This is a genomic window from uncultured Marinobacter sp. (assembly GCF_963974375.1).
GTDB lineage: Bacteria > Pseudomonadota > Gammaproteobacteria > Pseudomonadales > Oleiphilaceae > Marinobacter.
Genome location: NZ_CAXBDN010000145.1, coordinates 1 through 10758, shown reverse-complemented (window position 1 = coordinate 10758; position 10758 = coordinate 1). Strand labels below are relative to the sequence as shown.

The 10758-nt window shown below is 59.0% G+C and carries 13 protein-coding genes and 1 pseudogene; 9 read left to right on the top strand and 5 right to left on the bottom strand.

Features of this window, described 5'->3' with window-relative positions; genetic code table 11:
- A partial coding sequence (locus tag AAC035_RS12850; protein ID WP_339804790.1) for a Sir2 family NAD-dependent protein deacetylase occupies positions 1 to 469 on the top strand: 469 nt, incomplete at its 5' end.
- Here the strand turns inward: AAC035_RS12850 and AAC035_RS12845 are convergent.
- Positions 458 to 1234 (bottom strand): DUF3750 domain-containing protein, encoded by a 777-nt coding sequence (locus AAC035_RS12845; RefSeq protein ID WP_339804789.1) that lies wholly within the window; start codon positions 1232 to 1234, stop codon positions 458 to 460. The genes AAC035_RS12850 and AAC035_RS12845 overlap by 12 nt on opposite strands.
- 248 nt (positions 1235 to 1482) lie before the next feature.
- Here AAC035_RS12845 and mtgA point away from each other — a divergent pair, with 248 nt between their 5' ends.
- Positions 1483 to 2136: a monofunctional biosynthetic peptidoglycan transglycosylase gene (mtgA, locus tag AAC035_RS12840; RefSeq protein WP_339804794.1), complete on the top strand. Its 654-nt coding sequence runs from the start codon at positions 1483 to 1485 to the stop codon at positions 2134 to 2136.
- Positions 2137 to 2260: 124 nt separating this feature from the next.
- Here the strand turns inward: mtgA and AAC035_RS12835 are convergent, their stop codons facing one another.
- Positions 2261 to 2428: a hypothetical protein gene (locus AAC035_RS12835; RefSeq protein ID WP_339804787.1), complete on the bottom strand. Its 168-nt coding sequence runs from the start codon at positions 2426 to 2428 to the stop codon at positions 2261 to 2263.
- Between the two features lie 275 nt (positions 2429 to 2703).
- On the opposite strand from AAC035_RS12835, the gene alkB reads away from it, so the two are divergent.
- Positions 2704 to 3351 carry a DNA oxidative demethylase AlkB gene (gene alkB / locus AAC035_RS12830; protein ID WP_339804785.1) on the top strand — a complete coding sequence of 216 codons (648 nt, stop codon included), beginning with the start codon at positions 2704 to 2706 and terminating at the stop codon, positions 3349 to 3351.
- A 79-nt stretch (positions 3352 to 3430) separates the two neighbouring features.
- Here the strand turns inward: alkB and AAC035_RS12825 are convergent, their stop codons facing one another.
- The 3 genes from AAC035_RS12825 to AAC035_RS12815 all read right to left on the bottom strand — a co-directional run bounded on the left by AAC035_RS12825 (position 3431) and on the right by AAC035_RS12815 (position 6462).
- Positions 3431 to 3709: a peptidylprolyl isomerase gene (locus tag AAC035_RS12825; protein ID WP_339804783.1), complete on the bottom strand. Its 279-nt coding sequence runs from the start codon at positions 3707 to 3709 to the stop codon at positions 3431 to 3433.
- A gap of 213 nt (positions 3710 to 3922) precedes the next feature.
- Positions 3923 to 5701, bottom strand: coding sequence for a GMC oxidoreductase (locus tag AAC035_RS12820; protein ID WP_339804781.1), 1779 nt, complete (start codon positions 5699 to 5701; stop codon positions 3923 to 3925).
- On the bottom strand, positions 5701 to 6462 hold the full coding sequence (locus AAC035_RS12815) for a hypothetical protein (RefSeq protein WP_339804779.1): 762 nt from the start codon (positions 6460 to 6462) through the stop codon (positions 5701 to 5703). Before AAC035_RS12815 ends, AAC035_RS12820 begins: the two co-directional genes overlap by 1 nt.
- A 613-nt stretch (positions 6463 to 7075) precedes the next feature.
- On the opposite strand from AAC035_RS12815, the gene AAC035_RS12810 reads away from it, so the two are divergent.
- The 6 genes and pseudogenes from AAC035_RS12810 to AAC035_RS12785 form a co-directional block, all read left to right on the top strand.
- Positions 7076 to 7492, top strand: a complete 417-nt coding sequence (locus AAC035_RS12810; RefSeq protein ID WP_339804777.1) for a hypothetical protein — start codon at positions 7076 to 7078, stop codon at positions 7490 to 7492.
- Positions 7493 to 7648: 156 nt separating this feature from the next.
- Positions 7649 to 8359, top strand: coding sequence for an AzlC family ABC transporter permease (locus AAC035_RS12805; RefSeq protein ID WP_339804775.1), 711 nt, complete (start codon positions 7649 to 7651; stop codon positions 8357 to 8359).
- Entirely contained in the window at positions 8356 to 8667 is a 312-nt protein-coding gene (locus AAC035_RS12800; protein ID WP_339804773.1) for an AzlD domain-containing protein, read from the top strand. The genes AAC035_RS12805 and AAC035_RS12800 overlap by 4 nt, the downstream gene beginning before the upstream one ends.
- 232 nt (positions 8668 to 8899) lie before the next feature.
- Complete coding sequence (gene cfa / locus AAC035_RS12795) at positions 8900 to 10003, top strand: cyclopropane fatty acyl phospholipid synthase (protein ID WP_339804792.1); 1104 nt, start codon at positions 8900 to 8902, stop codon at positions 10001 to 10003.
- 75 nt (positions 10004 to 10078) lie between these two features.
- On the top strand, positions 10079 to 10444 hold the full coding sequence (locus AAC035_RS12790) for a hypothetical protein (protein ID WP_339804771.1): 366 nt from the start codon (positions 10079 to 10081) through the stop codon (positions 10442 to 10444).
- Positions 10404 to 10758: pseudogene (locus AAC035_RS12785) on the top strand (hypothetical protein); the annotation flags it as partial. The gene AAC035_RS12790 and the pseudogene AAC035_RS12785, both read left to right, overlap by 41 nt.

Genomic DNA, 10758 nt, shown 5'->3' with positions numbered 1-10758 from the left:
CGAGGTCCGGTGCATGGCGTGTCACTACCGCACCAGCCGGGATCAGGTACACCATCACAGCGCTGAGCTGAATCCGGATTTTCTCGAACTGACAGCCACGGCGGCACCGGATGGAGATGCGGACCTGGAGGTCAGCTTTGACCATTTCAGGGTAGTGGACTGCCCTGAGTGCGGCGGTATCCTCAAACCGGACGTGGTGTTCTTCGGAGATTTTGTACCGAAGGAGCGAGTGGTCTCGGCACACGAGGCGCTGGCGGCCAGTGATGGCCTGCTGGTCATCGGTTCATCGCTGATGGTGTATTCCGGACTGCGTTTCTGCCGCTACGCCAAGGAACTCGGCAAGCCCCTGGCAACCCTGAATCTGGGTCGCACCAGAGCAGACAACCTGATGGATCTGCAGTTGCATGCGGACATCACCGAAAGCCTGAACGTCTGCCTCAGTGCATTGACGCCGGGGTCATTCAGCTGAGGCCGCAGTTCCGGGCCAGGGGTCTCTCAGGGACAACTGCCCGATGCCCGGTAATTTGACGCCCAGGTGCAGCGGGTCGAGACCAAAGGAAAGGCCCAGAACGTTGATTTCGATGCCATCTTCGATACCGGCCAGAATGCCGATGTAACCATTGGCGGAAAGCTGATAACCAGAGCCCGACGGACTCCTTGCCGCATACCCCGCGCCCAGATAGTCCTTGCCGATGGCGGTGTTGGGCAGCACCACATCGAGTTCGGGCACCTCACGAATGACCCAGGCTACAAAAGTGTTGCTGTTAGGGCCAGGCCAGGCTTCGTACTCGGTCTGGTAGGGGTAACGGGCGACCGCCTGGCGGATGTTGACTATGGCCTGTTCCGCCTGTTCACCACGAAGGTCGGCGTACAGGCGGGGAGCAGCGCCGTACCAGGCCCGGTCCGGGTCGCTGTTGTAACTGCGCACCTTGTTGGCGCCGCCCCAGCCGGTGACCTCGTTGACCAGGTAGCTGTCGGATCCGGCTTCCTTGGTGGCAATCCAGGTATGCTCTGCAAAATAGCCTCGCCAGCGGTAGGCCCGGGCTCCGTAGACCTGAACCACTGCTTCCGGCGTTTCGCTGGCCAGCGGGGCGATGCCGACGCTGGACCGGTCTGCGGTGCGCCAGCTGCCGCTGGCCTGGTGACTGGAGCAGGCCGCCATGAATGCCGGGCCGGTCAGCAGAAGTATCAGCAGGGCGGATACTCGAAACAGCCAGATCAGACTTCTGGGCATGAGGTTTCCGTAAAGGTGGATGAACGGAGATGGAATCGGGTCACTATCGCAGGAATACGTAATCTTCGTCACGAACGATCTGTCATTCTCCCGCCACTTTTCATGAACATTGGGTAAAGTATCCTTGCGGACAGATTCTCACGGATCGCGTTTCAACAACTACGTCTCATACAGACAGCCAAAGGGGCAGCTTGCGGGTGAAAAACGGACTCAGGAAATCCTTCTGGCGCTTCCTCGGCTGGTTGCTGATGGCACTGCTGGCGCTGGTGGTACTGACCTTGCTGCTGATGGCGGTGTTCCGCTTCGTCAATCCGCCGACCACGGCCTTTATGGTCGCCCACAAACTGGCCAATCCAAATCAGCCTGTTGCGCATCAGTGGGTGGCCCTGGAGGCCATTTCCCCCTGGATGCCGCTGGCGGTGGTTGCCAGCGAAGATCAGCGTTTCCTGCAGCATCGCGGGCTGGATCTGAAGGCCATCCGCGTGGCGGTGGACAGCTATCGGCAGGGCGGCAATCTCCGGGGTGCCAGTACCATTACCCAGCAAACCGCCAAGAATCTGTTCCTGTGGAATGGCCGCCATTTTTCCCGGAAGCTGCTGGAAGCGGGGCTTGCCGCCGGGCTTGAAACCATCTGGCCCAAGTCCCGGATCATGGAAGTCTATCTGAATGTGGCGGAATTCGGTGACGGGGTCTACGGCGTTGAAGCAGCCAGTCAGCAGTTTTTCGGGATCAGTGCCCGGCAACTGGGGCCGGAGCAGGCGGCCCTGCTGGCGTCGGTGTTGCCGAGCCCCAAGCGAATGAAGGTCAGCGAGCCTTCACCCTATATGTGGGAGCGGGTACGGTGGATACGACGGCAGATGAACCAGCTTGGAGGTATCGACTGGGTGCGACGTCTCGAATGAACACAGGGTGGCAGGGATCGGTTGCAGCTACTTTGTCGCGCTGCCCCGGACCGGGTACTGCCGACCGTTACTCTGAATCCATAATCTGAATCCACAATCTGAATCAGCAGGGCATGCCTGCGGTCTATCGTCGTTGAGAATCCAGGGCGGCGTTTATGGCCTGGGCTTCCGCTTCCAGCACCCGATAGAGCAGGGTGTCGTTCTGTTTGCTGGCCTGCAACAGTTGTTTCTGCTTCATCTGGTATAGCCGGCTGAGCAGAGCGGTTTGGGACTGGTTCATCTGGTTGGCCATGACGGGATCCTCCACGATCTTGCATTGTCAGTTTTTTTTACAAGAAACGTCCAAACTGGGGCACTGACAGTTATCGAGCATAAATCAGGCCATAAAGGGTTAACTGGCTTCATATCAGCTGTCAGCAGTCATAGCCTGCCCGGTGGCCCGGACCGGACTGGCAAAATACTGACACACCCGGTCCGGTGGCGACATCCGGCGAACCTGACAGCGTCTGCAAATGACGCGTTGGGGCACTGTGTGTAACGTTTCCTGAATCGGGCGGAGGGTAATACATGACAGACCTTTTCAGTGGTATTGAGGAACATCAGCGAGAGCGGATTGGCGAGGGTGCCTGCTATTTTCCGGGCTTTGCGCTGGCAGACGCGGAGGAGCTGTTCACACACATCGGCAGGGTCACGGCACAGGCCGGTTTCCGGACCATGAAAACCCCCGGCGGCCGATCCATGTCCGCCGAAATGACCGGTTGTGGCCAATTCAGCTGGGTCAGCGACAACCTGGGATACCGCTACAGTGAGCAGGACCCCCTCACCGGCAGGCCCTGGCCAGAGATGCCCCCTGCGTTTGCTGATCTGGCGCATCGCGCAGCGGCGGAAGCAGGGTATCCGGGTTTTCAGCCGGATGTGTGTCTGATCAACCGATACGGTGAGGGTGCCCGCATGGGCCTTCATCAGGATCGTGACGAACAGGATCTGCAGTGGCCCATTGTGTCGGTCTCACTGGGTCTGCCGATGACCTTCCTCTGGGGCGGGCTGGAGCGCAAGGGTGGCCAGCTGAAGCTGGTCTTGAATCACGGCGATGTGCTGGTCTGGGGCGGTGCGGATCGGTTGCGATACCACGGTGTCGCGCCGCTGAAGCAGGGACATCATGCGCTGACCGGGGCCTACCGGTATAACCTGACGTTCCGGCGGGCGATTGACTGAGTGCTTGTAACTTTTGTGGCAAGTGGGGGGCGAGGAAACCGACCCCGGCCACTGGGACCAGGGTCGGCGGTGCAACCGCTTAGCTGCGGCTGGTCACTTCCAGCAGGTGATAACCGAACTGGGTTTTGACAGGGCCCATGACGGTGTTCAGCTCGCCGCTGAAGACAGCCTTGTCAAATTCCGGAACCATCTGGCCCGGGCCGAATGAGCCCAGGTCACCGCCGTTACGGCCGGACGGGCAGGATGAGTGCTGCTTTGCCACTTCAGCAAAGTCCTGGCCGCCTTCGATGGCCTTTTTCAGTTCTTCACACTTGGCTTCGCTGTCGACCAGAATGTGACGTGCAGTGGCTTGTGCCATGGGATTATCCTCAGGTTATGAACGGTGGGTGAGTGCGAATGCTGCCTTTGTGTGGCCTGGTAGGCAAGTATTTTGTTGCGGGAACCCGGCAGCGCCAACGGAAAGCCTGCCTGGTGCCAGACCCTCCAGGGTGGAAGCCCGCGCCGGCACACTGCCATAAAAAAACCGGCACCGAAATGACGTCGGTGCCGGTCCGGTAACGTCAACGTGGTATCAGAGCCCCCGTTGAATCACCGCCTGGGTGACGATATCGTCAATGGAACACACCGGGTTCTCAATGCCTACCCACGGGGTACCGCCAAAATAGTTCTGGAAGATCTTTTCGGCAGTCCGGGTGGCCAGGGCCTGAGAGGTCAGGGTCGGGTTGGGCCCGCCCAGGGCGTTTGGCAGTGCTGAATGGTCCGCAATGAACAGGCCTTCAACCGCACGGGATTCGCAGTTCTCATCCAGTACCGAGTTGTTGGCCCGGTCACCCATCCGCATGGAGGACTGCAGGTGCAGCAGCACCGGCGCCCAGTCGGCCCGCACGATTTTGGTCGCACCAGCGGCCCGCATAATTTCTGCGGCCTTGTTGGCCAGATAGTTGCGGTTGCGTTGGGTGCGCAGAGATCGGCTGCGCTTATCGATGTTGACCCGGGCTACCGGCCCCTGTTCATCGGTGAACACGCTGGAAACGTCCACCTTGTTCTGGCGCTCCACATCGTCATCGGTCAGGATCAGAATGCTCATCTGACGGTTGATGTCAGACATGACGTCCTTCAGCTCTTCACCGTAGACCCGGCCGGAGTCGCCGTCCCACGCCCCGGAATTACCCAGGCCATTGGTATAGGCGCCGCGAATACCGCTGTCACTGTTGGTCAGGTTGTTGGCTGCGATACCCGGAGTGTTGGCGGTATTCTGGATTGAGCCGTAACCCGGGAAGTCTGCGCGGGAAGAACATGCAGTACCGCGGGCACCGCCCACGTCATGATCAAACACGCCCACTACCCAGTCCAGCGCGTGATCGGTCAGGCCACGACCTACCCAGCCATTGGGATCCGGCAGGCCGCTGTTGGTCCAAAGCCGCGGATTTTCAATACAACCGCCAGCCATAACCACCACCTTGGCGTCCTCGGAATGGCGTTCGCCGGTATTCACATCCCGCCATTCAACACCAGTAGCCACTTGCATCCGCCGACCCCAGCGACGCTCGGTGCGGATTCTGGTGACGTAGGCATCGGTGATCAGGGTGATCGCCTTGCCGCCGGGTTTCCACAGGTCGGCGGTCAGTGCCATGGGGGTGTAGCTGTTGTCGGTGGAGCGACGGGCCTTCAGGTTACGGGGCGCACCCTGGGGCAGCATGCAGCCCTGGAAGCAGTGACCACACAGTGTGCAGCCGGTGGCATTGGGGTAGGTCAGTTGCGAGCTGTCGCTGGTTTTACCGGCATTGCCGCCGGGCTGCAGAATGGCGTTTTCCTGGGGGCGGAAACCGGCGTGGGTAATGTCCTTACCGGTAATGGGCGATAGCCCCGCCGCCGCCGCACCATCAAAGAAGGCCTTTTCCTTGGTTCCCATGGCAGCGGTCTGTACTGGCAGCGTGGCTTCTGTCCACTCGTAGTACTTGCGCATTTCATCATAGCTGAACGGGAACAGATGCCGGGTATCGTAGGCGGAACGATCGCGGCCCCGGTAACCGGAAAAAACGCCGGGCATCGCCCGCGGGCTGTTGCCGTAGTAATGCAGGGTAGTGCCGCCCACCCCGGACACCTGGGAAAGGCTGCCGGATGAAGCCTGCTCGCGGTACCAGGCAGGCTTGGCCGGATCAGCCGGGCCATAGCGCAGCTTGCCGGTCAGTGAGCTGTTCATGTGGTTTTCAAGAGACGACCATTCGTTTTCAGGGTCGGCATGGCGGGCACCCGCCTCAAGGACCAGTACATCCAGACCACGCTCGGCCAGTTCTTTGGCCATAACGGGACCACCGCCACCTGCTCCGATAATAATTACATCACGCATCAGACACTCCTCCGTCCCTGGTAATAGCCAATAAAGTCATCACTGCCGATAGGCAGTGGCGGTGCATCCGGTCGGTACTGGCTCAGAACCCAGCCCAGGGGACGCTGGACAATCGTGCGGTTTGCAGCGTCAAACACAGCAAATTCGCAGTAACTGCCAAAGCCGGGAATTCGCATCAGGAAGCTGATGATGCCCTGCAGCACGCCCGGTGCTGCTTCGCGATAATCCCGGTTGGAGATGTTCCAGACGATGGCGCGCTTGAGCCAGGACGACTGGCTTTCGAGTTCCTCAAAGACTTTTGCTTTCTGTTCCCAGCCAAGGTTGGCGAAGGGGGAGGGGAAGGGCCCGTCCACCTGACCATGAAGGCGGGTGGCGGCCAGGTTCACCAGCAGCGCAATCAGCACTGTATTGGAGGCGGTGCCTTCCAGGTATTGGCCCAGTGAGCTGTCGAGGTTCTCCAGTATCCACTCGCCGTTTTCACCCACGTCTTCCGCAGCCATATCCGGAATATCCATGGGGTAACTGCCAAGGTAATTACCAATGGAATTGAGCAACTCCTGCATGAAGGCGGCAGGCAGCGGCACCAGCAGATTCACGCCACCGGAAAGATAGAGGTCCGCCCGCGTGCCGATACCGCCAGGCATGGCCGTGCTTACGCCCTGGTACTCGGACCAGGGGTCATTGCCCGGTACCGCAAAGGCAATGATGCTGAAAAAGGTATCACTGGCCAGTGCATCCAGCGCGGTCCGCAGTTGGTCCACGGTCCAGTCGACATTTTCTTCGAGACCCGGTTGATTGCTTCCTCTTCCTTTGCCCTTCCACCGGCCCCTTCCCGGGGACGCCAGGACCATGCCTGGATTAACGGCAGCTGCCGCACCGAGAATGCCGGAGCCGATAAGCAGCTGCCGTCTCCCGGAATTTAGAGTTGAATCGGACGGTTTGTTGTCTGACACAAGCACCTCCCTCGCCATTTCTTTTTATAGATTCCCCACAACAGGAATCCGTTTATGTATCAGGGAATTCTTTCCCCTGAATCCGGAGCCACCATCCCGGACGTCGGTCTGAGGGCTCCGGACAGCTGCCAGTTGTCTTCGCTTCCTGACAGTGCTCTAGGCTAACGAATAAATAAGACAAAAAAGGGAAACGTCTCTTAATTTGTGAAGTAACTCAGGATCTGAATTATCAGATTGAGAACCAGGTGGTCACTCATGTTCACCGGGTCCGGATGTTGCGGGTTTGTGCTGTGGAACTGTCGTATCGGGCGGCGATCAGTGCGGCTCCGTTTACCGGATCTTTACAGTTGCCCTGACACGACTTTACAGATGCACAGGTAAGGTTATGACTGGCTCAAGCCAGATAAAAAGGAGAGATGCCATGAAAAAAATTCTGATTGCTATAGTTGCCACAGGATTGCTGGGTGCCGCGGGAAGTGCGCTGGCCGGTAACCCCCATGGGCAATCCCCGGGGCTGCACTCGCGGGCAGACCAGGCCATGCCTTCGCCATTGCAACGCAAGATATTGCAGGCAAGGCACGACAACCGCCGGGACTACGACAGGCGCAACGACCGACGCAACGACCGGGGCTATGAATGGGATCGCGACAATCACTACAGGCATGATTCCCGCAGGCACCATTCCCGCAACGATCATTCCCGCAACTACCGCGGACACAAACACGGTCACCATCGCTACCACCCTCAGCCGTCGCGGTATCATGGCTATCGGGGAGGCGACCGCCGGGTGTTCGGTGTAGGTGATGGAGCCAGGGGTGTGTTGATCTGGAGTCGGTGACAGGACAGGCCGCCCGGGTTTAACCTGCACCAGGCATATTGCATTGTTTGTTGATGGCTTTGTGTCGCGGCACTGACGATGTATTGGATGATCTGAAAAGACATCTTACGGTTATTACTGATACGCGAGATCTGATCGATCATCTAGTGTCCCGCGATGGATAATCCCGAATCCTCCTATCAACTGCAGCCACAGCGAGTGGCTGCAGAATTCCTGCGCCTGTTGCCCATCTCCCTGTTTGTGGTGGCGTTTGGTGTTGCCTTTGGACTGGCGGCAGTCCCGACCGGTCTGGCCCCGGTGGAAGCCACCCTGATGAGCCTGCTGGTGTTCGCGGGTGCGTCCCAGTTTGCGGCTCTGGACATGTGGGGACAGCAGGTCTCTCTGGTGCCCCTGATGGCCGTCGTCTTTGCCATCAATTCCCGGCATATCCTGATGGGGGCCTCCCTTTATCCGGTATTCCGGAGGCTGTCGCCGGTCCGTCGTTACGGTCTTTTGCTGGTGCTCACTGATGCAAACTGGGCCATTGCAGCCCAGGATTATCAGAATGGCCGACATAATCTTGAGGTGATTCTGGGGGGTGGCCTGGCACTGGTGCTGGCCTGGCTGACAGGTACCGCTATCGGTGCGTGGTTTGGGCAGTTGCTTACCGATCCCGCGGCCCTGGGCCTGGATATGGTGCTGGGCTGTTTTCTGCTGGCGATGGCATTGGGCGGTCGCAGGAATCCCCGGATTCTGGTGGCCTGGTCCGTGGCTGCGATTGTCACCATGATGGCTTACTGGTGGCTGCCGCCTCACATGCACGTGGTGGCCGGGGCACTTGCCGGCGGCGTAGTGGGTTTCTTCTGGCTGGATAAACCTGCGCGATGATGATTGAAACCACCGCAAGCGGAACACTTTTCCTGTTTCTGGTGATGGGGCTGGTCACGCTCGTGACCCGCTTCGGCGGGGTGTTTCTCATGTCCCTGGTACCGATTAACCCCCGTATTGAAAGTTTTATCAATGCCATGGCCAGCTCGGTGCTGATTGCCATTGTGGTGCCCCAGGCGTTTGCCGGCGACTGGGGTGCACGGGCTGCACTGTTGGTTACGGCGGCATTGATGTTGGCCACTCACAAGCCTTTGCCTTCTATTGCTGCGGGTATTCTGGCCGCTGCTCTGGTGCGTTTTCTTTTCTGATCTGATTCATCTGCTCCCGAACCTGCCCGCTCTTGTCTTGATTGGTTAATAAATAACCGTTAATTTATCAATTAGTGAACTATGTCAATCTACCTGCTTTTCAGATTCTGATTTCAACCGGGTTAGGCCCCGTTGCCTGTCGTGCCTTCGGCCGGGGAAATGATCAGGAGGCGATGACGTCATGGAACTGATTAAAAGCTCACGAAAGTCCCTCGTGGTTGGTGGGGCGCCGATGTTGGATTATTTGCGGGAGTTGCTGGCAAAAGCGGATATCCGTATCGGTGGTAACCGGCCCTGGGATATGCAGCTTAATGGCCCCCGGGTTGCTGAGCGGATATTTTCCGGAGGCAATCTCGGGCTTGGCGAAAGCTATATGGATGGCGACTGGGAGGCGCAGTCGCTTGATCAGTTCTTTGAACGTCTCCTCAAGGCACGGTTGCACCGACAGGTTTACCCCACCCGTGTGATGTTACAGGCCCTGAAGAGTCGTATTCTCAACCGCCAGACCATCAGTCGGGCCTGGCAGGTGGGCGAGCAGCACTACGACCTGGGCAATGAGTTCTATCAGACCATGCTGGATCCCCGGATGGCGTATACCTGCGGCTACTGGAAACAGGCCACCACCCTGGCGCAGGCCCAGGAAGCCAAGCTGGATCTGATCTGCCGCAAACTTCAGCTTGAACCAGGTATGCGGGTGCTGGATATCGGCTGTGGCTGGGGTAGTTTCATGGCCTACGCGGCCGAGCACTATGGGGTGGAGTGCGTGGGTGTGACCATCTCGAAGGAACAGACGGCCTTTGCCAGAACCCGATACCCTGACCTGCCACTGGAATTCCGTTTGCAGGATTACCGGGATGTGGAGGGGCAGTTCGATGCCATTGCCAGTGTTGGCATGTTCGAGCACGTGGGTAACAAGAATTACCGAAGCTATATGGAGGTTGCTCACCGCTGCCTGAAGGACGGGGGGCTGTTCCTCCTGCATACCATCGGCAAGAACGAGCGTAGGCCGCAGTCTGACCCCTGGATGGACAAGTACATATTCCCCAACGGCGAGCTGCCTTCCATCGGCCAGATCGGCGACGCTGCCGATAACCTGTTCGTGGTGGAAGATCTCCACAATTTCGGGGCGGACTACGATCGTACATTGATGGCCTGGTATGACAATTTTGAACGGGCCTGGCCAGGATTTTCTGATCGGCTCGGGGATCGTTTCTATCGTATGTGGCGCTATTACCTGCTGTCCTGTGCGGGGGCGTTCCGTGCCAGGGAGATTCAGCTCTGGCAGTGGGTGCTCTCCAAAGGTCAGGTTGAGGGCGTCTACCCCCGGGTTACCTGAACGTTTGTGTCCCGCACGCTGGAAGTGTTTCATCGGCTGTGACAGTCTTGCGGTTCGTGAGCAAGGGACCGATCCATGTCTGATCATTCGATTCAACTTCAGGAAGAGCTGCGGGAATTCAGCTTTCAGGTATTTGATGTTCTGGCACTGGCTGAGCTTGCCGGACGTCCGCGTTACCGGCATCAGTCCGGCGAGAAACTGGAGGCAGTGCTGGAGGGTTTCGTACGACTGTCGAACCATGCTCCCGGCAATCCGGACGCGTTTCCCGAGGCCATGGCTCAGGGCAGCGTAGGCGTCGTACCGGAGCCCCTGATGGTGCTGGGCAACGCCTTGTTTCTTGCCGACGGTCAGGGCAACGGCTCTTTTCCAGACCCGGAACGACGACCTGCAGGCCGGTCCCATGGCCCGGGTGCTGCAGGCGCGCCGGCGCTGGCGGGATGACCTGGAGCAGAGCCGGCGCCAGGGTGAGCTTGAGGCGCCGAAAAATGCTGAGGTCCGGGGCAGGTTACTGGCTGGCAAGGCATTTCATGAAAGTGCCCTGGCGCTGGGGTTGTTCGGGGCGAAACTGAGTGAGGACAGTCAGTCCTGCGCCGATGCCCGGGACCGGCAAGCGGCGGAGCGGCTGTTTGCCTTTCTGGCGCCGGTGCTGTCCTGGTGGCCGGAATACGGCATCCGGCAGTCTGGTATGGAGCCTGACCTGACGCTGCCAGATCCGGGCGGGGACGGGCGTCGTGAGGAGTTACTGGCCCGCGAAC

Coding starts and splice junctions, on each gene's coding strand:
- AAC035_RS12845 (WP_339804789.1), bottom strand. CDS start 1,234: ATGCCCAGAAGTCTGATCTGGCTGTTTCGAGTATCCGCCCTGCTGATA.
- mtgA (WP_339804794.1), top strand. CDS start 1,483: ATGGCACTGCTGGCGCTGGTGGTACTGACCTTGCTGCTGATGGCGGTG.
- AAC035_RS12835 (WP_339804787.1), bottom strand. CDS start 2,428: ATGGCCAACCAGATGAACCAGTCCCAAACCGCTCTGCTCAGCCGGCTA.
- alkB (WP_339804785.1), top strand. CDS start 2,704: ATGACAGACCTTTTCAGTGGTATTGAGGAACATCAGCGAGAGCGGATT.
- AAC035_RS12825 (WP_339804783.1), bottom strand. CDS start 3,709: ATGGCACAAGCCACTGCACGTCACATTCTGGTCGACAGCGAAGCCAAG.
- AAC035_RS12820 (WP_339804781.1), bottom strand. CDS start 5,701: ATGCGTGATGTAATTATTATCGGAGCAGGTGGCGGTGGTCCCGTTATG.
- AAC035_RS12810 (WP_339804777.1), top strand. CDS start 7,076: ATGAAAAAAATTCTGATTGCTATAGTTGCCACAGGATTGCTGGGTGCC.
- AAC035_RS12805 (WP_339804775.1), top strand. CDS start 7,649: ATGGATAATCCCGAATCCTCCTATCAACTGCAGCCACAGCGAGTGGCT.
- AAC035_RS12800 (WP_339804773.1), top strand. CDS start 8,356: ATGATGATTGAAACCACCGCAAGCGGAACACTTTTCCTGTTTCTGGTG.
- cfa (WP_339804792.1), top strand. CDS start 8,900: ATGTTGGATTATTTGCGGGAGTTGCTGGCAAAAGCGGATATCCGTATC.
- AAC035_RS12790 (WP_339804771.1), top strand. CDS start 10,079: ATGTCTGATCATTCGATTCAACTTCAGGAAGAGCTGCGGGAATTCAGC.